19 protein-coding genes and 2 pseudogenes are annotated in these 22,394 nt (G+C 38.8%); 11 read left to right on the forward strand and 10 right to left on the reverse strand.

The annotated features are described in order from the left end of the window. The first annotated feature begins 16 nt into the window (after window positions 1-16). From ACQ7EO_RS00155 to ACQ7EO_RS00200, 10 genes and pseudogenes are all read left to right on the forward strand, one after another. Window positions 17-520: an Hcp family type VI secretion system effector gene (locus ACQ7EO_RS00155; RefSeq protein ID WP_004723558.1), complete on the forward strand. Its 504-nt coding sequence runs from the start codon at window positions 17-19 to the stop codon at window positions 518-520. Window positions 521-583: 63 nt separating this feature from the next. After that, on the forward strand, window positions 584-1,057 hold the full coding sequence (tssE, locus tag ACQ7EO_RS00160) for a type VI secretion system baseplate subunit TssE (protein ID WP_004723556.1): 474 nt from the start codon (window positions 584-586) through the stop codon (window positions 1,055-1,057). Window positions 1,058-1,074: 17 nt separating this feature from the next. Continuing rightward, window positions 1,075-2,883 carry a type VI secretion system baseplate subunit TssF gene (gene tssF / locus ACQ7EO_RS00165; RefSeq protein ID WP_004823592.1) on the forward strand — a complete coding sequence of 603 codons (1,809 nt, stop codon included), beginning with the start codon at window positions 1,075-1,077 and terminating at the stop codon, window positions 2,881-2,883. Next, a complete protein-coding gene (tssG, locus tag ACQ7EO_RS00170) occupies window positions 2,847-3,839 on the forward strand; it encodes a type VI secretion system baseplate subunit TssG (RefSeq protein WP_034617199.1) in 993 nt (330 codons plus the stop codon). The genes tssF and tssG overlap by 37 nt, the downstream gene beginning before the upstream one ends. Beyond that, window positions 3,840-5,231 (forward strand): hypothetical protein, encoded by a 1,392-nt coding sequence (locus ACQ7EO_RS00175; protein WP_004823594.1) that lies wholly within the window; start codon window positions 3,840-3,842, stop codon window positions 5,229-5,231. 34 nt (window positions 5,232-5,265) lie between these two features. Continuing rightward, the gene (gene tssM / locus ACQ7EO_RS00180; protein ID WP_434278656.1) at window positions 5,266-9,171 is read left to right on the forward strand and encodes a type VI secretion system membrane subunit TssM; all 3,906 of its coding nucleotides are present in this window, start codon (window positions 5,266-5,268) and stop codon (window positions 9,169-9,171) included. A 34-nt stretch (window positions 9,172-9,205) separates the two neighbouring features. Next, window positions 9,206-9,602, forward strand: a pseudogene (gene tagF, locus ACQ7EO_RS00185) (type VI secretion system-associated protein TagF); the annotation flags it as partial. A gap of 71 nt (window positions 9,603-9,673) precedes the next feature. Further along, window positions 9,674-10,165: pseudogene (locus tag ACQ7EO_RS00190) on the forward strand (type VI secretion system-associated protein TagF); the annotation flags it as partial. A gap of 118 nt (window positions 10,166-10,283) precedes the next feature. After that, complete coding sequence (locus ACQ7EO_RS00195) at window positions 10,284-10,934, forward strand: OmpA family protein (RefSeq protein ID WP_434279581.1); 651 nt, start codon at window positions 10,284-10,286, stop codon at window positions 10,932-10,934. 38 nt (window positions 10,935-10,972) lie between these two features. Beyond that, window positions 10,973-11,239: a PAAR domain-containing protein gene (locus ACQ7EO_RS00200; RefSeq protein ID WP_004723549.1), complete on the forward strand. Its 267-nt coding sequence runs from the start codon at window positions 10,973-10,975 to the stop codon at window positions 11,237-11,239. A 226-nt stretch (window positions 11,240-11,465) separates the two neighbouring features. Here ACQ7EO_RS00200 and ACQ7EO_RS00205 read toward each other — a convergent pair whose 3' ends face one another. Further along, window positions 11,466-12,008: an NADPH-dependent FMN reductase gene (locus ACQ7EO_RS00205; protein ID WP_004723548.1), complete on the reverse strand. Its 543-nt coding sequence runs from the start codon at window positions 12,006-12,008 to the stop codon at window positions 11,466-11,468. Window positions 12,009-12,166: 158 nt separating this feature from the next. Here ACQ7EO_RS00205 and ACQ7EO_RS00210 point away from each other — a divergent pair, with 158 nt between their 5' ends. Then, window positions 12,167-12,733, forward strand: a complete 567-nt coding sequence (locus ACQ7EO_RS00210) for a 5'-nucleosidase (RefSeq protein ID WP_434278657.1) — start codon at window positions 12,167-12,169, stop codon at window positions 12,731-12,733. 103 nt (window positions 12,734-12,836) lie between these two features. Here ACQ7EO_RS00210 and ACQ7EO_RS00215 read toward each other — a convergent pair whose 3' ends face one another. From ACQ7EO_RS00215 to ACQ7EO_RS00255, 9 genes are all read right to left on the reverse strand, one after another. Continuing rightward, entirely contained in the window at window positions 12,837-13,451 is a 615-nt protein-coding gene (locus tag ACQ7EO_RS00215) for a TetR/AcrR family transcriptional regulator (RefSeq protein WP_016539535.1), read from the reverse strand. An 849-nt stretch (window positions 13,452-14,300) separates the two neighbouring features. Continuing rightward, complete coding sequence (locus ACQ7EO_RS00220) at window positions 14,301-15,098, reverse strand: ATP-binding cassette domain-containing protein (RefSeq protein WP_105714168.1); 798 nt, start codon at window positions 15,096-15,098, stop codon at window positions 14,301-14,303. A gap of 9 nt (window positions 15,099-15,107) precedes the next feature. Then, the gene (gene ssuC / locus ACQ7EO_RS00225) at window positions 15,108-15,929 is read right to left on the reverse strand and encodes an aliphatic sulfonate ABC transporter permease SsuC (protein ID WP_434278658.1); all 822 of its coding nucleotides are present in this window, start codon (window positions 15,927-15,929) and stop codon (window positions 15,108-15,110) included. Continuing rightward, complete coding sequence (gene ssuD, locus ACQ7EO_RS00230; RefSeq protein WP_004723543.1) at window positions 15,926-17,095, reverse strand: FMNH2-dependent alkanesulfonate monooxygenase; 1,170 nt, start codon at window positions 17,093-17,095, stop codon at window positions 15,926-15,928. Before ssuD ends, ssuC begins: the two co-directional genes overlap by 4 nt. A 21-nt stretch (window positions 17,096-17,116) precedes the next feature. Beyond that, entirely contained in the window at window positions 17,117-18,049 is a 933-nt protein-coding gene (locus ACQ7EO_RS00235; RefSeq protein WP_434279582.1) for a sulfonate ABC transporter substrate-binding protein, read from the reverse strand. Between the two features lie 94 nt (window positions 18,050-18,143). Continuing rightward, window positions 18,144-19,103 carry a sulfonate ABC transporter substrate-binding protein gene (locus ACQ7EO_RS00240; protein ID WP_434278659.1) on the reverse strand — a complete coding sequence of 320 codons (960 nt, stop codon included), beginning with the start codon at window positions 19,101-19,103 and terminating at the stop codon, window positions 18,144-18,146. 335 nt (window positions 19,104-19,438) lie between these two features. Next, the gene (argA, locus tag ACQ7EO_RS00245; protein ID WP_034618293.1) at window positions 19,439-20,794 is read right to left on the reverse strand and encodes an amino-acid N-acetyltransferase; all 1,356 of its coding nucleotides are present in this window, start codon (window positions 20,792-20,794) and stop codon (window positions 19,439-19,441) included. A gap of 699 nt (window positions 20,795-21,493) precedes the next feature. After that, window positions 21,494-21,856: an RcnB family protein gene (locus ACQ7EO_RS00250; RefSeq protein WP_434278660.1), complete on the reverse strand. Its 363-nt coding sequence runs from the start codon at window positions 21,854-21,856 to the stop codon at window positions 21,494-21,496. A 194-nt stretch (window positions 21,857-22,050) separates the two neighbouring features. After that, window positions 22,051-22,347 carry an RcnB family protein gene (locus ACQ7EO_RS00255; protein ID WP_004723538.1) on the reverse strand — a complete coding sequence of 99 codons (297 nt, stop codon included), beginning with the start codon at window positions 22,345-22,347 and terminating at the stop codon, window positions 22,051-22,053. Window positions 22,348-22,394: the final 47 nt, after the last annotated feature.

Below are 22,394 nucleotides of genomic sequence, written 5' to 3' on the forward strand. Positions count from 1 at the left end.
AAATAAGGGTAATCCAATGAAAGATATATACGTTCAATTTCAAGGCAAGTACAAGGTTGATGGCGAGTCACGTGATTCTGAGCACAAAAATTGGCTAGAAGTTAATTCTTGGTCTCATAATATTCGTCAGCCGAAATCTGCGACTTCTTCAAGCGTTGGTGGTCATACTGCTGAACGTGTAGAACACTCAGATATGCTTTTTGTTAAAGATTTGGATGCAACTAGTCCAAAACTTTGGGAAGCTTGTTCTGCGGGTTATACATTTGATGAAGTTCAAATTGACTTCTACCGTGCAAATGGTGACAAACGTATTAAGTACCTTCAAATCAAACTTAAGCATGTACTTGTTTCAAGTGTAACGCCTACGGTAAATGAAGAAGGTGTTCCAACTGAAGCATTTGGTCTTAAATATGCTGCGGTTGAGTGGACTTATAATCAACAAGATATTAACGGTTCTGCTAAAGGTGCCGTTACTAAGAAATGGTCTCTTTCTAACAATACTGCATCTTACGCTGCTTAATTGTTTGTTGGAACAGATAGGGACTCGGGTCCCTATCTGTTTCATATTATTAGAATATACATTATGAATTTAGATCAACTATACCCATATGGATTTCGATCTACACTATTTGATCGTTTAATTGTTGAAGATGATTATATCAAAGGGCTTTCGATTCATGAGTTAAGAGAGTCTGTTGCTCATGATTTAGAAGACTTATTAAATACACGCATTGCCAAGCTAGATTTGGAAATCGATGATTTCCCTTTAGTAAAAAAGTCTATCGTACAATTTGGCATTATTGATTTTGTTGGGCTTTCCACAGCGAATCCAACCGATCGAGATACCATCTGCCAGTCCATAGAACAATCGATTGCTGCACATGAACCACGCTTAAAACAAATTAAAGTAGAAATGCAGTTAGATGACCAAAATGTTGGTTCGTTATGCCTAAGCATTCAAGCTTATTTAAATATCCACCCACTTTATGAACCTGTAATTTTTGATGCCTTACTTAAGCCAACAACACAGCAATATGTGATTTCTGCCAGATCTTAAAATAAAGTAGGTATGTCGTGATAGAAGAACTTTTACCGTATTATGAAAAGCAATTACAAGAATTTGGACAGCAGTCGCGTGCCTTTGCAGATAAATACCCAAAAATTGCACAACGATTATCTTTAAATCAAGAACAAATTGATGATCCACATATTGAACGCCTGATACAGGCATTTTCTTTAATTGCCGCACGTATTGATAAAAAGTTAGCTGATAGTTACGACATCTTTACACGTTCTTTATTTGAGGTGATGTTTCCTCAATATTTACGCCATTTTCCGGCGTGTTCAGTTGTGAGTTTTGAAGACTTAAACAAGCAAAAACAGTTGACAGATGTTCACATTATTCCCAAGGGGACCACTTTAAAATCGAGAAGTTTCAAAGGTGTCCAATGTGAGTTTAATACCAGTGCTGAAGTTAAATTGCTGCCGATCCAACTGGAAAGCCTGAGTTTCCAAACCAATCCTAGTGCACATATTCATTTAAACCAAAATGCGACATTAAATTTAAAATTTGAGTTATTAAACCCTGCTAAAAATTGGTTGAAAAATGAAAAGCTGCCCATTTATTTGGATGCGATTTCAAACTTTCCTTTACAAGTTTTAGATCATATCTTTCATAAAGAGACCAGTTTTAGTCTGCGCATCAATCATAAAGTTGTGGCGATAAAAAATCCGTTTGAAGTGATGGGCTTTGATGAAAATGAAAGTTTATTGCCGGTTGATCAACATACCCATCATGCCTATCGATTATTAATCGAATATTTCTGTTTTCCTGAAAAGTTTAGTTATTTAAATTTGAATTTAGATTTTTTAAAATTATTAAAAGAAGAAAATCTAAGTTTTGAAGTGCAGATCCATTTAAAACTGAATTTAAATGATCAAGCCATTATTCGCAATTATTCAGAATTGAATGTGGCAAATTTTAAGTTATTTACCAGTCCTGTCGTCAATTTGTTTGAGAAACAAGCTGAGCCACAAAAAATCAATCATAAAAACTTAGAATATCCTTTGATGACGGATGCACATCATCCTGAGTTCTATCAAGTGTATTCAATCGTTGAAATGAATTTGATCCGTGAAAAAAGCAACCAAGATCAAGTGGTCTATCCAATTTTACCTTTCTTTGCCATGAGTCATTATCACGGTGACGATATTCAGTTTTTTTATGCATTAAATCCAACCGTTTTACAAAATCAATATGTCGAAACGGGCTATTCGATTATTTCTAAACAATTAGAACCACACAGTATTAAGTCTGATTTTGTCAGTTGTAAATTGTTATGTTCCAATCGTGAATTACCGCACGAAGCTTTGGGTCAGTCAAACAATGTCTTGAATTTGAATGACAGTACCGTTGCTCGTCGTGCATTGGTGTTAAAAAGACCTACTGCACCGTTCCAATTTGAAAAAAATAAGAATGAACAATGGCGTATTATTTCGCATCTTTCATTAAATACTTTAGCGTTAATGAAGGGTGATGCTGTCAGCCATATTAAAGAATTATTAGAGCTTTATAATCTACCAAAATCTAAAGAAAATCATTTAATTATTGATGCAATTAAAAAAATTGAGTTTGAAATCACCAATAAACTGGTTGAAGCCAAACCCTTTCCAATGTTTGTCCGTGGGGTCAAGGTTTTAATGGATGTGGATGTCCAAGTCTTTAGAGGGCATAGCTTATATATTTTCAGCGAATTGATCAGTCATATCTTTAACTTAAAAGTACAGATGAACAGTTTTGTTGACGTTTTTGTTCGAGATTTAAATACAAAACAGGAGTTATACCAATGCGTACAGAACGTTGGTGGCAAGAAGCTTCTGTAATTGATGAGCTTTTTAAAACCCCTACAGCTTTTGAATTTATCCAAACCACACGATTATTTAGACATGCGCCCAATACCGCTGTTTTAAAGAATTGGTCTGACGATTTTCTTTTTGAAAGTTCATTAAATTTGAACTTCCCAAAACATGAAATTGAATTACTCGAACAACAAGATGAAAAAATTCATCTTACCAATTTGATTGTCGGTTTAACCGGTATGCAAGGCGCAATGCCGTATACCTATACCAATAAAGTGAAACAAGCACCGCGTAAACAGCGTGTTGAAGTTCAAAAGTTTTTAGGCTTATTTAATCATAAGCTTACAGCTCAATTTGTTGAAGCCAGTTTAAGTTATAACCTGCCTGTACGTTATGAAGTTGAAAAAGAAAATAATTACTTAGAAATCCTGCATGCATTAAATGGTTATATTCGGACACAGCATCAACAGAGTGATCTAGACGATTATTTTGCTGAATTTTCTGGGCTAATGCAGGGGCAAAACAATACCGCCCATGCACTCAAGACAATGCTGACCTGTGTGTTCAATCAACACGTTGAAGTCAAAGAATATATTACCGAAAAGTTTAAACTCGGCGATGATCAGAAAACCACTTTGGGAGGCAAGCAGCCTTTTTTGTTAGGTGTAAATACTTTTTGTGGAGAAACGATCCGACAAATTGATGGAAAAATTGAGATTCAAATTGGACCATTGAGCCATGCACAGTATTTAGAATTTTTACCCAAGAAAAAATTGAGTAAGAAGTTAAAGAAAATTCTGCAAAGTTGGTGTAGTCCCACCTTACTTGTCGATCTACGTTTAGTCTTGGCAAAAGAGGAAGTCCAGCCTTTACAACTGAGCTCAACAACACAAATCGGTTTGGCACAAGGTGCTTTTGTGATGCCAAAAACTCAAAGTGACAATGATGAAACCTGTTATGCACTGATTGGAGTGTCATAAGTGATCAAAATAATTTTAGGAACTTTAGTCAGCACAATATTACTGGTTTCGGTAATTGTGGTGTTTTATTGGCGTGATATTAAATATGACCCAAATGGGCAAGATTTTCTGATTTTCTTTGGGGTGATTCCAGCGGCGATTACTTTGTTAATTCTAAGCCCAATGTTGATCAAAAAGATTTATCAAAGCCGCCAAGAGAAGAAAGAACAACAAAGAATTGAGGCAGAACAACGTTCAGAACAACAACAAACCACAGAAGCTAAAGTTGAAGAAAAAATTGAATGGGTAGACTTGAAAGTTTATTCAGCGACAAGTTTAAGTGCCTTAGGCGAAAATGAAGCACAGCTTGATCAGCTTCAAGATGTGGCAAGTCCTGAACTTGATTCGCAATTGGTCAATGGCTATGGCTTACCGATTCTTTCATTCCGTGTTCAAGAGATTGAAGAACCGTTAGAGGATGAGGCATCTAGTCTTTCCAGTCGTCAAAAGCGTATAAGTGCATTAATTCAGCAGCAATTAGAACAGAATACTGAAACTTTATATCAAATTGCAGAGCACCTAAAAAACTCAGCACTCTTTTATGATGCCAAACTTGCACATGAATATCGTATGCATCCTGCTTGGATTGACCCTCATCGTGACTATGAGGATGAGCCGATAGAACAACAGGTCGCAGAAGCAGTGCCGCGACTTAATCGTTTGAATATCCATATTATTTTGCCAGAAAACTTATTCCATAGCTGGGATGAAAGTTCAGCTTCAGAGTTGGTTCACCACTATCTTACTGAGCTGGGCATTCTCGATCAGCAATTTGGCACTGAATATCATTATTGGGGTGAGACAACCGCATATAAAGATTGGATTAAGTTGCTGAAAAGAACCCAACTCTTAGATGCTGAGGCATCACTGTTTATTGCAGTAGATTCAGAAATTGATCAAGAAACCATAGATGATCGGACGTGGATGACTGAAAAATATATTCCATCTGAGTATATCAGTACCTGTTGTATGACAAATACCCAGGTCGAATTGCAAAATTTACAAGCAATAAAGTATATTCGAATTGCTTTAAATTCTGATCAGGCATCTAAAACATTAAAAGAGTTGAATTTAGACCAAGCAGAACAGTTTGATCAAGAACAGCCCTTTGTCTTGGTCTTAGACGACCCAGCAGAGATCAAGCTGTTAAAGAAACTTGAACAAAACTTTGCCGAAACAGCGATTGAAGCGCATCATTATCTTTATAGTAAAAATAGCCTAGGCCATACCCAACCCTTAGCCAAAGTTTTTGGTTTTATGTTGAGTTTGCACTTTAAAGATGAGTTGTACGGTTATGTTTATAGTGCTGAACATCAGCAAACCCAAGTGCTTGTTGGGACTGAGTTTGCATAGAACTTACAGATAAATTTAGAAAGAAATAGAGAAAATGATACAAACAATTTTAAGCTATGCATGGCAGTACATCACAAACCCGAAACTGGTGATTGCGCTTTCGATTCTGGTGGCGATCGTTTCTTCATATAGTGTAGTGCCGCGTCAGTACTTCTTTATGATGGTTGCAGCTTACATTCTTGGATTGGTGATTTACGGCATCTACTGGTTGATCCAGCGCCGTAAACATGCAGAACAAGGTGAAGCATTGGCTGAAGCGATTCAACAAGACACCACTGCTGAATATGGAAAACAAAAAGATAAAGAAGAATTAAATCTGATCAATCAGCAGATGAAAGATTCGATCCAATTGATTCGTAAGTCTAAATTGGGTGATAAAAGTGGTAATGCGGCACTCTATGAGTTGCCTTGGTATATGGTGATTGGTAACCCTGCTGCGGGAAAAAGCTCGGCAATTTACCATTCTGGACTAAAATTTCCCTTTGAAGAGACCCATCAAAAAGTGGTGTCTTCAGGACTCAGTGGTACCCGAAACTGCGATTGGTTTTTCTCAACAGAAGGGGTCTTGCTGGATACAGCTGGTCGATACTCTGTATATTCTGAAGACCATTCAGAATGGTTAGGCTTTTTAAATATTCTGAAAAAGAACCGTTCTAAAGCACCGATCAATGGCTTAATTGTGATTGTTAGTGTGGCTGAGTTGGTCAGTCAAAGCCCTGAAAAATCAATCAAATTGGCGAAAAGTTTAAGAGCGCGTATTCAAGATTTAACTGAACGTTTAGAAATTTTTGCACCTGTTTATTTGGTCTTTTCTAAAATGGATTTGATTGCAGGATTCACTGAATTTTTTGAATGTTATGAATCTGCTGAGTTTGATCAAGTGTGGGGCGCGACCTTACCCTATGACTCTGAATCATCACAGAATGCCGTAGAACATTTCGAGAAGCACTACAATATTTTATATGATGGATTAAAAGGGGTCAGTACCACCCATTTAAGTCGCCGTCATGCGCAAAATATTTCACCAAGTGTGATGACTTTCCCACTTGAATTTAAGACTTTAAAACCTGTATTAAAAACGTTTATTGGTACTTTATTTGAAGAAAATCCGTATCAGTTTAAACCAGTCTTCCGTGGCTTTTACTTTACCAGTGCTTTACAAGAGGGCGTGATAGAAAGCCCAATGACGGAACAAATTGTTGATGATTTTCAGCTGACGAAAATCCCCAATAGCGAACATGGTATTCCACAAAATTCAATTTCTCAGAATCATGGCTATTTCTTAAAAGGTTTATTCTCAGAAGTCATTCTCAAAGATAAAAACCTAGTTAAACAACATATTAACCCGACCACAAAGCGTAAACGTTATTTGGCGTTTATTGCATCATTATTGGGTGTTTCCATCATTTTAGGTCTATGGGTATGGTCTTATCGTAATAACCAACAATTGATTGCAGATGTTCAGGCCGATTTAAATAAAGTTGTGCAAATGGAGCAAACTTCGGGTCAAGAGCTCTCTACCCAAATCGATGCATTACTGATTTTGCAACAACGTTTAGAACAATTGGATGATTTTGATCAGCATCGCCCGTTGAAGTTTTCGTTTGGTCTATATCAAGGCAATGACTTAAAAGAAAAATTAAAAGCCGAATATTTAAAAGGGGTGAAACAGATTGTTTTAGCGCCGAGCCAGCAAAACATTGCGCAATATTTACAACGTGTAAAAGGCAATGAGCAGACGCTTAAGCAAAATCATGTCAATGTAGAAATTAAACAAGCGTCTTCGACACAGATTGCATCAGAACCTTCTGATACCAATCCACAAGATGCCTACAATGCGTTAAAAGCCTATTTGATGATGAGTAATCCACAATATATGGATGCGAGTCATTTAAGTGACCAAGTCACTCGCTTCTGGCGTTCATGGTTAGACACCAATCGTGGGCAAATGCCGCGTGGCGAAATGATTCAAAAAGCTGAAAAAATATTGAGCTACTCAATGACTTTAGTCAATGATAAAAAGTTTCCAGTGTTAGAGTCTGATGCGCAATTGGTCGATCAAACCCGTCAAGTGTTGCTCTCTGTTGTACGTGGAATGCCAGCACGTGATCGCGTTTATAATGAAATTAAAATGCGTGCGGCTGTTCGATTCCCTGCAGTGACGGTGGCGCAAATTGTCGGTGAAACCAATCGTAATGTCATGCTCGGTGGTTATGCATTGCCTGGTATATTTACCCAAAAAGCATGGGATGAATATGTCGATAAAGCGATTGAAGAAGCTGCGAATAAGCCAACAGATACCAAAGATTGGGTGTTGAATAGTACCCAGTCCGATGATTTAACTTTTAGTGGTAGCCCTGACCAAATTCGTAAACAGTTAACCCAGTTGTATAAGCAAGAATATATAGCTGAATGGAAGAAGTTTATTAATGCTACCCATTATGCGAAAGGTGCTGATTTTGTTCAGCAAGCCAAGGTCATGGATGTGTTGGGTGAGCCACAAAACTCTCCAATCCGTACCTATATTGACCGTGTTGCAAAAGAAACCAGTTGGGATAATCCAGTTGTTCAAGCTGAACTTGCTGCACCACAAACAGGCTTTATTGCTTGGTTTAAGCGTAAAGTTTTAGGTCAAGGTAAAACGGATGATATCCAACGTGCATCTAATCAAGCACAAGGGCAGATTTCTCAACAATTCCAAGTATTCTACCAATTGGTCCGTAAACGTGATGATTTACAGAACAAATCACTGCTGGATGATTATTTACAGAATATGGCTCAAGTCAGAAGTAAGTTGAATGATCTACGCAGTGCAGGTGACTTTGGTCCAAGTGCTTTGGCCTTAGCGAAACTGACCATTAATGATCAAAGTTCAGTTTTCAACACCACTCAAAAAGTCGTCGATGAAAAATTGACGGTTGGTTTGGGTGAGTTGGATCAGCAAATGGTTCAAAAATTGTTGGTGAGTCCATTAACGCAATCTTTTGACAGTTTGTTGACCCCAGCACAGGACGAAATTAATAAACTTTGGACCTTGCAGGCTTTCCAACCATTTAGCCAAACACTTTCGCAAAAAGTGCCATTTAACTCATCTGGAACGATTCAAGCGACCAGTAGTGAAATTAGTCAAATTTTTGGTGATAACGGCAGCATTTCTAAATTTGTAAAAGAAACCCTTGATCCATTTGTTATTCGTCGTGGTTATACGTTGTCATCGAAGACTTGGAAAAACATGGGTATTGGTTTAAATCCTGAATTCGTGATGAATTTTGAGCAATATACCACCCCAATTAATGGTGCTTCTGCTGGAGCAGCAGGTGGTGCTCCAGTTGCAGCCAATCAGTCAAATTTCCAATTCTATCCAATCCCAAACAACAAATTATTGTCCTATACCATTGATATTGATGGGCAGCGTTTGGTTTATGAAAATGGCATCCAACAATGGGTTAACTTCATGTGGCCAAATCCTGGTGCAATACCGGGAGCACGGATTACGGCAATAGATTTAGATGGGCAAACCCATACTATATTTGATGAGCCGGGTGAATACGGGATCAATAAATTAATTGATAGTGCACAACGCAAGTCATTGAATGGAAGCTTTGAAATGACATGGGCAAGCAAACAAAACAGTGATTTGTTTGTGAAACTTCAATTCCGTTTAATTAGTGGTAATGCTTCAAATCCAATTGGTTCTAATCGTGGCTATGTTGGATTAAAACTGGTTGATCGAGTCACAAGTCCTAAAGCACCATTGGTTGTTGCAGCACAGGCAGCGCCTGTTACCGTAAGTGCAAACTCACCAGCGGCTTCACCATTTGGCGGTGCGACTGCACCGACAGCAGCTGCACCTAAGCCTCAGACAACCGCACCAGCAAGCCCAACTGCGGCACCTGCTGGCAATGCGGCAAATGCTGCTGGAAAAGGAGTGGCTCAATGATTAAAGGGAACGATTTGACGCGAGGGATTAAAGTATGCAAACGATAAAGTCTACACCGTTGTATTATGGAAAATGTCCCGCACGTGGTGATTTTCTGAAAACAAAAGGGCAATATTCATTGATTCAAGTGATTGATCAATGGATTACGGAAGCTTTAGAGCTTGCAATGCGAGAAGAAAATTTTAATCAAGCTTATGAATCATTAGCACCTTTAGACTTCTTTATCGCAAACCCTAAGGAAAGAATGTTTCTTGCGGCAAATATGGTGACCAGTGAAGACAGTTCTGGTCGTCAATTTCCAATGGTTTTAAGCCAGTTATTAGAAGTTGATCACCCCTTTCAAAACTTACTCTATGCGCCGTTTAAATATAAACCGGTATTGATTGATTTATTTCAAAAAAATCGAAGCATCCGAACCATTCGTGATCCTGAAGTATTGATCAATAAGCTGGGTGAAATTGATCGTGAAATACAGGTTCTACCTGAATTAAAAACGCAGGACTTTTTTGAAAATCATACCATGCATTCATTTGCACAAATGATGAAGATCACGCCTTATGAATTGGCACAAAGTATGTTGGGTTTGGGCTTATTACTACAGCCGGTGCTTAAACACGGTACCAGTAAGTTATCTAAGGTGCTTATTTTACCGATTAATAATCATAATTATTGCTATGAAATTGCTGCCTTTTGGGTCAACTTAATCGGACGCTTTTTAGAAAAAAGTAATACAGAGATCTTGATTGGTATTCTTCACCAGGAGTCTCCAATTTTATTATTTGGATTCCAAGGGGCAGATATCACGGCTTTGAGTAATATTTTCACTCAAAATATGCAAAATGATCATTGGGTGTCTTTGGTCAAACCGTTATGGATTGATGCCTATCTGGAACAGAATGCAGGTCTAGCAGCACTAGAACAGTCTTTATGTGAACGTCAATTGAGTCTGGTTCAAGGCATGAAAATTTTTAGACAAACATTTATAGATGAATAATGATATGAAAAATAAACAAGTCAAAATATTGAAAAAATTTGCGCTTATTTCTAGCTTATTTTGTTCATTCAATGTGTTTGCTGCCCCGATTGTGGTTGAAGGTGCTGTGCCGAATGACATGACCAAACAAGCAATCTTGGCGAAATTAAAAGCGGTTTATGGTGATGATCAAGTTGTTGATAAAATCCAAATTCGAGCCGTATCCGCACCGAATGGCTGGAGTGATTCGGTTACTCGTGTGATTACCCCAGATTTAAAGAAGATTAGCCAAGGTAAGCTCTCTGTACGAGGCACGCAAGTTGAATTGGTTGGGAAAATGGGTGTACAAACTGATATTCAGCCAACCACCAGTTTATTCCAATCCTTAGTTCAACCACCTTATCGATTTAATTCACAAATTTCAGTGAATGCTGCTGAGCAATCTGTGATTGATAATGCACTAAAAAATCGAATTATTGAGTTTGAATCTGGCAAAGCCGTACTTACCCCAACAGGTACACAAATCTTAGACGAGATGGTGGTTGCATTAAATAAAGTCCAAGGTAAAAATGTTAAAATTGTGGGGCATACTGACAGCCAAGGTAATCCACAGAAGAATCAGGATTTGAGTTTGCAACGTGCTGAAGCGGTGAAGCAATACTTAACTACGAAAGGCATTGCACCGACTCGTTTAAGCACAGCTGGTCTGGGTTCAACCAAACCTGTTGCTGATAATGCAACTGAAGATGGGCGTAAAAAGAACCGCCGTATTGAGTTCGATGTTTTATAAATTTTTATTCAATAACAAAACAATAAAAGGTAGGCACTATGGCACTTCCATATATCACATTAGGGTCACCCACGACAGGTGGTGGAAAAATTATTTCTGCTCAGTCTTCTTTTCTGATTGATGGTAAAGCGATTGCGTGTGTAGGGGATAAGGCGACCTGTCCCAAGCATAAATGTGTCGCCAGCATTGTTGCAGGTGATAATCATATGTTGGTGATGGGGAAGCCCGCTGCTCAGCATAATTCACCTTTATCTTGCGGATGTAAATGTATTGGTGATCAGTCATTAACAGTTGGGCAAAATTAAAAAGTCCAAGTTATAAAAAAAGCCCCATCATCCTGACGGGGCTTTTTCGTATTGGTTCGCTAGGTAAACTCCTGTTCTACCTCACTTCCTGATGTACAGACCGATTATTATTGTTTTATGTCTGGGAAACTTCCTGTTCCCTATGACTATAGAATAGGGGATTTGCTTCAACTTCCCTAGCCGTCAATGCATGCAAGTGATGTAAGCTAAAGCGTACAATGTGATTTTAGACATTGGCATATTGGATGAGTTTGTTTACCACAGACTTGACTGCTTTATTATCAAACTCATTTCCCTCAAAGGTTTCACTCTTACCACGTTGTCCAATATCTCGCAGTTCAATGACTGCATTAGAGTCAATCATGCCAATAAAAGCACAGACTTGTTTGATTTGATCAATTGAACGTGAACCGTTGGTACCGCCATAGCTGACAAAAGCCGAAGGTTTACTCTGCCATTCTTTATAAACGAAGTCGATGGCATTTTTCAGTACAGGACTATAGCCGTGATTGTATTCTGGTGTAATGAAAATAAACGCATCTCCAGAAGCAACTTTTTTCGCCCATTCTTGCTGTTTAGGCTGATCATAGATTCCTGAGGCGGGTGAGTTTTTCCCGGCAAAGAAAGGTAAATCCCATTCTTTTAAATCTACAATTTCAACATTGAGGGTACTGAAGTCGAGTTTTTGGATTTCTTTAAGTAACCATTCTGCGACTTTAATGGCAACACGACCTTCTCGAATACTGCCCACGATGATTTGGATATTCATTTATTTTCATCTCTATTTTTCTATTAAAACATTATGCGCAATCAAAGTCATAGGTACAGTAGTGATTTGTATATGATTTTAAAATTTTGAGTTAATAATAAGATTGATCAGGATTTGAATTTCCATTCTAATAAGGAAAATTTTAATTTTGAATAGATATGAAAGACGACATTGCACTGATTATGGCTTTACCCAATGAATCTAAAGGCTTATTTGAACAAGCAGGTATCACTGTCCATTATAGCGGGATTGGCAAGATTAATGCAGCCTATACGGCATTCGATGTTATTCAAAAAACCGGCTGTAAAATCATACTGAATTTAGGTAGTGCAGGAAGTTCTTTCTTTGATGCCCATGAGTTGATTGAGGTAAAAACCTTTGTGCAACGTGATATGGATGTTTCCCCACTCGGTTTTGATGTGGGCGTTACGCCAATGGATGAGCATTTTCCAGGCGAAATTCATTTAGAATCGTATTTTCAACATTTAGCGCAGGGTGTTTGTGGTACAGGGGATAGTTTTGAAACAGGACAACCCAAAGTGAGCTGTAACTTGGTCGATATGGAAGGCTATGCACTGGCTAAAGTCTGTAAAAAATTAGATGTGCGTTTCGTTTCGATTAAATACATTACAGATGGTGCAAATGACACCGCACATTTAGATTGGGAAGATAATTTATTATTGGGTGCACAAAAGTTGTTAAAACTATATCAGTCTATTTATTAAAGACTTAGTTTGTTTGAGTATTATATAAAGTTTAAAATTGAGTCTTGGCGACCATAGAACTCTATGGCCGTTTGCCAAAATAACCAATAAGTATATTGGATGATTAATTGCGCGGTAACACACCATATAAAGTCATATGGATTGTATGTTCAATTGCGCGTTGACACATACTTTTATTACGCAAAGTTTTACCAGTCACCATTTCAATTTGAGTACTAAAGTCTGCATAATTTTGAGTCAATGCCCAAATATTAATAATCAGCAATTCGGCATCGATTTGATCTGATATTTTACCTTGCGCCTGCCAGTTTAAAATCACTTTAGCTTTGCGTTTAAAGAGCTTTTTAAGCGGGCCTTTGAGGATCGGTAAAATATGTGGTGCGCCTTGAATCACTTCTAACGCGAAAAGTTTTGAAGCTTTAGGCTGAGTTCTAGAGATTTCAATTTTGGTCATGATGTAATGTGACAAAGCTTCTGTCGGTTCCAATTCTGACTCAAGCGACTGCAACGGTGCTAACCATTTCTGCATAACTGTCGTTAGCACTTCAACATATAAGGCTTCTTTATTTTCATAGTAGTAGAAAATATTGGATTTATGCATATCTGCTAATTGAGCGATTTCATCTAGACTTGCGCCGTTGAAACCATAGACAGAAAATACGTCAAGTGCAGCATTGAGCAGCTGCTGGCGTTTTTGAGCACTCTTTTTTTGTTCCATCGCATCTTTAATCGAAAAACTGATTATTAAATTGTACGGTAAAATGTTTGATTTGTGCACAGAAAGCAGCATTATTTTGGTATATTTCTGATAAATAATGATGAAGTTTTATTATTAAGTCGATCGTAGATCCCTATTATCTAATTTTGCACTAAACTGGAGCAAATCTTATTTTAAAATTCTGTCAGTTATGACTTAATATTTAAATTTTGTGACATTTTTTAGTATAAGGTTAATTTTTGAGTTAATTTAAAAATTAGATAATCTTAAATAGCATGATTTAATTTTCATTTAAGAAAACTGACTTGCTTTAAAATACCCAACTCATTTTTAATCAATAGAAACAGTTGAAAACTTAAACATATTTGTGACAGCGAACATTTTCTATCCGATCAAAACGACTAAATATTCGATTTAATTATTCAAGATCAGCAACATGGTTCCGCAAGGTTGGGGTTTGTTGGCATTTCATAAATGGTTTGCGTTGTAGGTTAAAATTGAGCAGGCAAGGCATGAAACGAAGAGAATAGCGAGACTATTTTCGAGTTTCATAACGAAGACTGAGATAATTTTGGCCACAACCCTGAGCAAGAACAAAGCACTGCTTTGTTTGCAGCGCAAGGCGCAGCGGGGGACTTGTGTGTTTTTTGCCGCTACGTTGTTACCTTGCGAAACGATGTTTCTCATCATTTAGAATGACTAAATTTCGTATTTCGCGCCTAGTATCGACTAAAAAATACACGTAGTCGCAAACATAGACGAATTGTCAGCAAACCCTAATATATAAAGACAAAAATATTCTGCCCGACAATACCTTGCGTTGCCAACAAAAGGGTATTTTGTTGCTGTTCATGTCGCAAGAACAGCACTGAGTACCTGTTGTTCAAGTTCGGCAAATGCTACACCTTTTTGACGTGGACGTGGTAAATCGACTTGAAACTGTTGCGCAATATGTCCTTTATCCAAAAGAATAATACGATCGGCGAGTTGAACCGCTTCACTGACATCATGGGTAACAAGGATGGTGGTAAAGCCTTGTTCTAACCATAACTTTTCAATTAAATTCTGCATCTCTAGTCGCGTCAATGCATCTAAAGCACCTAAAGGTTCATCCAGTAATAAGACTCGTGGTGTATGTGACAAAGCACGAGCAAGCGCCGTTCGTTGGCGTTGTCCACCAGAAAGCTGTGATGGCCAAAGTCCAGATTTCTCCTTTAATCCAACCTTTTCTAATAATTGCTCAGCTTTAGAAAATTGGTTTTTGGCTAGACCCAATTGCACATTTTTTAGAATACTTTTCCATGGCAATAAGCGTGGATCTTGGAACATCACCCGAATATCATCTGCAATGATCCCTTCACGGAAATTTAATAAAGATTTAAATTTGATTTCACCATAACTGGGTTGTTCTAAATCGGCAATTAAACGCAGTAGGGTACTTTTACCACAACCGCTGCGTCCCACAATTGCAACGAATTCACCTGCTTCAATGTTTAAATCTAAGTCCTCAAGAACTTTAACTTCGCCATAATATTTATGCAGTTGTTCGATCGAAATTTCTGCACCAATTTTTGCTTGTTGTTCTTCAACAATCTCAGTTGGTGCCACCAAGTCATTGGCATATTGGCTAATGCTTAAATCGGTCATATCAGACTCCTATTTTTGATAACCTGCGTGCCAACGCAATAGGTATTTTTCTAAAAATTGTGCAAATACATCGGCAAGTTTGCCTAAAAGGGCATACAGCAAGATACCCACTAGCACGATATCTGTTTGTAAAAATTCACGCGCATTCATGGTCATATAACCAATTCCAGATTGTGCGGAAATTGTTTCCGCCACAATCAGCAGTACCCAAACCAACCCCAGTGAAAAGCGTAAACCCACTAAAATTGAAGGCATTGCGCCCGGTAAAATAATGTCTTTATACAATTGCCATCTGCTTAATCCATAGCTTTTTCCCATTTCAATCAATTGAGGATCAACTGAACGAATCCCATGATAGGTATTGATGTAGATCGGGAAAAACACACCGACAGCCACTAAAAAGAGTTTTGCAGACTCATCAATTCCAAACCATAAAATAACCAATGGAATCAGCGCCAATGCTGGAATATTTCGGATCATTTGCAAGGTGGTATCCAATAAGTTGGATGCAACTTTTGATGAACCATTAAGCAGTCCCAAAAATAGACCGAGCCCACCACCAACTAAGAGGCCAAGTAGCGCGCGACCAGCACTGACTTTGACGTGCTGCCAAAGCTCACCGCTGACTAAAAGTGCCCAAAACGCTGAGACTACCGCTGTCGGTGCAGGTAAAACACGGCTTTCAAGCAATCCTGTTTTAGACGCAATTTGCCAAATGACAATCAGTAAAATCGGCACAATCCAAGGCAGCAAACGCTGCCCAATTTGTTTCGTTCCACGTGAAACGGCAGTACTTTTGGCTGGAGCAGCATTGTTAATTAAGGCATTCATGCAGGCTCCTGTAATGGTTTTTTATTCTCTTCAGGGGTGTAATTATTGGCAACGATTTCGCCAAATGGTCCAGTCAAATTAGGTTGCGTGAGTTTCTTGCGTGTTTCCAACGGCAGTAATGGGAATACTAGTTCAGCAAAGCGAATAGATTCTTCCAAATGTGGGTAGCCTGAGAAAATAAAGGTATTGATGCCTAAATCTGCATATTCTTGGATACGATCTGCAACAGTCTGTGGATCACCGACCAAAGCCGTACCTGCACCGCCACGAACGAGTCCAACTCCTGCCCAAAGGTTTGGCGATACTTCAAGCTTACTACGATCACCATTATGTAGTTCAGCCATACGGCGCTGACCGACGGAATCCATTTGTTTAAATTTTTTCTGTGCAGCGGCGATCGTCGCATCATCTACATATTGGATCAGTTCATTGGCAGCTTGCCATGCTTGTTCATTGGTCTCACGAACAATGACATGTAAACGAATACCATAATTAAGTTGACGACCTTTGGCATCGGCTTTCGCTTTCACTACTGCAATTTTTTCTTTGACTGCAGCAGGTGGTTCGCCCCAAGTCAAATAGGTATCAACTTGCTCAGCAGCCAATTCAATCGCATCTTCAGAAGAGCCCCCAAACCAGAGTGGTGGGTAAGGCGCTTGAATTGGTGGATAAAGCAGTTTGGCATCATCTACACTTAAACGTTCGCCATGGAAGGTAAATGATTCACCCGTATGTGAACGTTTTAAAATTTCACGCCAAATCGTGGTGTATTCAGCTGCTGTTTTATAACGTGAAGCGTGGTCTTCGTATACGCCATCACCTTTCAATTCTTGCTCATCACCACCTGTAACGAGGTTGAGCAAAACCCGTCCATTGGATAGACGATCAAAAGTTGCAGCCATACGTGCCGCGAGTGCAGGTGTTGTTACGCCTGGACGTAACGCAACCAAGAATTTTAAATTTTTAGTCGCATCAATCAGACTCGCAGCAGTAATCCATGGATCTTCACATGAACGTCCCGTGGGAATGAGTACACCTTCATAGCCCAAATTATCCACAGCTACAGCAATTTGTTTCATATAAGCATGGTCCACTTGGCGAGCGCCTTTGCTTGTGCCTAAATAACGACTGTCACCGTGAGTAGGAATAAACCAGAAGATTTTCATTTCATTCATCCTTAGAAAATATTATTTCGCAGTCCAAACGGCTTGTTTGATATCAATGCTGTTTGGAATAATTTTGAGTTCGCTAAAACGATTGGCCAGTTGTTGCTGATCTGCAATTACTTTTGCTGAAAGCGGTGCTGCACCCGAAGGTCTTGGGCGTCGCTCAATAAAAGTTTGACTAACTTTCGGTTTTAAACCAGTGCTTTGCCCGATGGCTTGTGCTGTTGCGACACGATTGGCTTGTACCCATTTATCAGCAATATTAATTTGCTGGATAATGCCTTTAACTGCTTGAGGATATTTCTTTACAAAATCTGGCGATGCTAAATAGAAGGTATAATTCGGACTTAAACCCTGCCCTGAGGCGAGGATACGCGCCTGATCTTCAACTTGAGCAGAAGCAAAGAATGGGTCCCAAATCGCCCAAGCGTCGACAGCACCTTTTTGAAATGCAGCACGGGCATCAGCAGGGGTTAACCAAATCGGTTGAATGTCTGACCATTGCAAACCAGCTTTACGGACAGCTTGTACCAATAAATAATGCGCACTTGAGCCTTTCTGTAACGCAATACGTTTACCTTTCAACTCATTCAGTTTGGTGATTTTTGAATCTTTAGGCACTAAAATTGCCGAAGCCAACGGCTTGGCTGCTTCATAGGCAATGTAGTACAGCGGTTTATTCGCGGCTTGGGCATATACTGGTGGGGTATCGCCAGTGACACCAACATCCAGAGAACCTACAGCAAGGGCTTCTAAAATTTGAGGACCCGCAGGGAATTCATTCCAAGTGATTTTGGCATTTGGAAATTCTTTCTCATACAATTTCTGTTGTTTGGCGATTGCAAAATTAATAGAACTTTTTTGAAAGCCAATACGTAATTCTTTTACCGTTGGATCGATTGCCCACACAGAGGCTGAACCCAGCATTGCGCTACAGATCAACATCGTGGTCATGGCATGAGTCGTTGCATTGAACCATGAGGCTGTGTTTTGTTGTGCGATTTGCTGGGTCATATTAATGTCCTCTTTAACGGCGCTGTTGGCGAAATTAATTCGCTAAAACAGCTGCTTGAATGTTGATTTTATTGGGAATGAGTTTTTGTTGATAAAAAGCATCTGCGACAGCTTGCTGTTTCTTTACCACATCGTTAGAAATTGGAGTCACACCAAAACCCATACGAGAAATTGAGGTATTCAAAATATCAAGCGGTAAGCCCGTCGGTTTTTCTAAGAGTTTTGCCGCATCGGTTTGATGTTGAGACACCCACTGCGTTGTCGTATTCAGTTCATTGACCACAATTTTTAAAACATCGGGATGTTGTTCGGCAAACTTACGATCAGCCAAATAGAATTGGTGGTTGTTGACCAATTTTTGACCTGTCGCAATGACTTTGGCATTGAGTTGTTTTTCAGCAGCAGCAAAGAACGGATCCCAAATGACCCAAGCATCTACAGCACCTTTTTCAAAGGCAGCACGTGCATCAGCTGGTGGTAGGTAGACCACTTGAATATCATCAAGTTTTAAATGATTTGCTTCTAAAACTTTGAGTAAAAGATAATGTACATTTGAACCTTTATTCAAAACTACACGCTTACCTTTTAAATCTTGGACTGATTGAATGGCTGAATCTTTCGGCACAATTAAGGCTTCAGCCAAAGGTGCAGCAGGTTGATTGGCAACATAGACCAGATTTGAGTTTGCAGCTTGGGCGAAAATAGGCGGTGCTTCCCCAGATTCACCAAAGGCCACACTACCGACATTTAAACCTTCTAGCAGTTGAGGACCAGCAGGGAATTCAACCCATTTCACATTTACCCCTTTTTCCTTTAGGGCTTTATCTAAGTCGCCACGTGCTTTGATAATGGGCAAGACCCCATATTTTTGAAAACCGATATTTAAGGTTGTGGTTTCTTGTGGTTTTGAGCATCCAGTAAGCATCATGATGGTGGCAAGGCTAGCACTCATAAGGGTGATTTTTTTCCACGAAGGTTGAAATAAGCTCGCCATGAGTCACGATGCTCCTATAAAGTCAGAAAAAGGCATGAGCATCAGCTTAAAAGGCTTTGTATTTTCAAAAAAATAAGTTTTTAGTGATTGCTAATGAAAAAAACAGATAAATAATTAACTGCTAAGCTTAGTTGTAAATGAGAAATATAAAGTGGATATTCTATAAAAATATAATGTTATAAGAATTTGAAAATTATGATGTTATTTGTATTATTCAATCGCCATATATAGATCCCACTCTCAAGAATAAGAAAATATTCTGCTTGATGGAACCTATAGCGATAAGCTTAGCAGCAAATGTGATAATTGATAGAGAATAAAAAAATTCATCAATTTTAAGCAATTGATTTTTTAAAGACCATCGAATTACGTTGATAGTTATACAGCGCTTGTCGGGCTTCGGGTAAATCATCAACATTGGCCAGTTCAAATCCATGCTCTAAGAACCAGTGTGCGGTTCGCGTGGTTAATACAAACAGTTGTTGAATACCCAATTGACGTGCATTTTCTTCTAGGAAATGCAAAATTTGGCTACCACGATTAGATTTGCGATAGCTTGGGTGTACGGCTACACAAGCAATTTCGGCCGATTGCACTTCATTGTCTGTTGATGGAATCGGGTAGAGCGCAGCACAGGCGAGAATTGTTCCATCTCGTTCAATGACGGCAAACTTTTCGATTTCATTTTCTAAACGTTCGCGTGAGCGATAGACTAAAATACCTTCATCTTCCAAAGGGCGTAATAGATTAATCAAACCGCCAACATCACCAATATTTGCCATACGAACTTCTTCATAATGGGCATCGGTGATCATGGTGCCATGTCCATCACGGGTGAAGAGCTCTTTAATCAATGCACCATCATCGCTATAGGAAAGCAGATGAACGCGATTTACGCCTTTTAGTGAGGCTTCTTTTGCATTGTGCAAATGCAAAGCGATTTCAAAATTTGAATCTTGGTATTTTTCAATATGCTTATCGAGTTGTTGCGGGGTAATTTCACGTCTCAATTGCCCGTATTCATCCATTAAGCCCTGTTGATTGCCTAAAAAAATCAATTTATCGGCTTTGATATGAATGGCCGTTTTTGTCGCAACTTCTTCCGCAAGCAAGTTAAATACTTCACCTGTGGTGGAATACCCTGTAGGGCCAAGTAACACAATATTTTGATTGCCTAAATGGCCTTGAATGGCTTCAGTATCAATCGTGCGAACTTCGCCAGTGAGTTGGAAATCGACACCATCACGAATGCCATACGGCTTTGCTGTGACAAAATTACCTGAGACCACATCAATGCGTGCGCCAAACATAGGTGAATTGGCAAGCCCCATAGACAATAATGCTTCGATTTGTAGACGAATCGAACCAACGGCACTCATGACACAAGGCAGCGATTCGCGTGTGGTGACACGACGGTTGATATGGATCGGGCTTTGAATTTTATTGTGAAGCAAGTTGGCCGTAATTTGCGGGCGGGCGCCGTGGACTAAAATGAGTCGTATGCCCAATGAATGCAGTAGCGCAATATCATGAATAATATGCTGAAAATTTTCATGTTCAACGGCTTCACCACCAAACATCAATACAAAAGTTTTACCACGATGGGCATTGATATAGGGTGCAGAGTGACGAAACCAATGCACGTATTCTTGCGTTGTGCTTTGTATTGTTTCTAAACTGTCGGTTTGCATGCCTATCTCAGTATTGATGATTGCGATACAGCGATTCTAAACAAAAATAGTGCAAGAATAATAGGGTCTGCTGATAATTCGTCTATGTTTGCGACTATGCGGTTTTTTAGGTGATACGAGGCACGAAATACGAAATTTAGTCATTCTAAATGATGAGAAACATCGTTTCGCAAGGTAACGAAGTAGCGGCAAAAAAACACGCTAGTCCTGAAAGGTTGTAGCTAAAATTATCTCAGTCTGCGTTATGAAACTCGAAAATAGTCTCGCTATTCCCTTCGTTTCCTGCCTTGCCTGCTCAATTTTATTCTACAACGCAAGCCATTTATGAAATGCCAACAGACCCTAATCAATAAAAAAAGCACTCGAACGTGGGAGGACGAGTGCAAAAGGGTCATATGAGTGTTGCGATTCAGATTGGATTATTGAGTTAAAAACCAAATATTTTAAGGATTACTGTTCATTGAAATGACATAATCTAATCTTTTCATTTTGAACAATTTACTGAGGATATTTGCCTTTTTAGCTAATTCAATAATTAACCAGTTCAGATTAAATCTAATCGTAAAATATAGAGAAACTATGGAGATATAAATGAAAGTATGTAGTTTATTTATTTGCCCAATCAATTAGATTTTAATCATATTCTCAAAATGTGAAAAAACCCAAGCTGAGTTGGGTTTAAAAGTTAAAATATAGACATTAACCAATCACACGAATAATACGATTATTTCGCTCATTTACCAGCACATAATCACCATTTACTTTATACCATTGCTGATATCTTCCAGGTTTAGGTAACTGACGGTAGTTTTTATAATTGACATGATAACGCGACGAATTGAATTGAGTCGGGAAGTATTGCCCAGAGCGCCAGCGCTGACTCGAATTTACTCGGTTGTCATAATGGTTGTTGTTATTCCAACGATTGTCATATTTATGATCCCAATGGTTTTGTTGATAGCGATTGTGATCATTTCGATGATAATCATGCGGTGCAGCCATCGCAGACGTTGCAATCAGCGCACTCATCGATAAAGCCAGTGTCATTAAGATATTTTTCATTTGATTCACCTGAATTGAACTTTTGTCCTTTGATCTAATCAAATTACTCAATAATTTGAGATAAACGGTGAGCAAGATTTAGGTGAATTGTGAAATGTATGAAGACTTGATGAAGAGACCCATTGGGGGTTTTTCTTTTCATAAATAAAAAAGCCCAAAAAAGAATTTGGGCTGTAAATATCGTAGTTTGGATATTATCGAATCACACGGATAATATGATGGTTGCGTTCATTAACCAGTACATAACGACCATCTACTTTATACCAGCGTTCAAACTTAGCTGGTTGATGCAGGTTTTTGTATGCACGATAATCATTTACGTAATAGCGATTGTCATGGTAACGATCAGGTAAAATAACTCCTTCTCGCCATTCAAATTTTTCATGTGATGCAACAGGGCGATGATTTTGACCATGATCCCAGTCAGCCATTGCTGAAGTAGCAACTAAGGCACTGAGTGATAGTGTGATTGCGCTTAGAACTTTTCTCATTTGAATCGACCTTTTCAGACGGATGCTTTATCCGATCATTCAAATTA

This window comes from Acinetobacter sp. CE-15 (assembly GCF_051059255.1).
Lineage (GTDB): Bacteria > Pseudomonadota > Gammaproteobacteria > Pseudomonadales > Moraxellaceae > Acinetobacter > Acinetobacter guillouiae.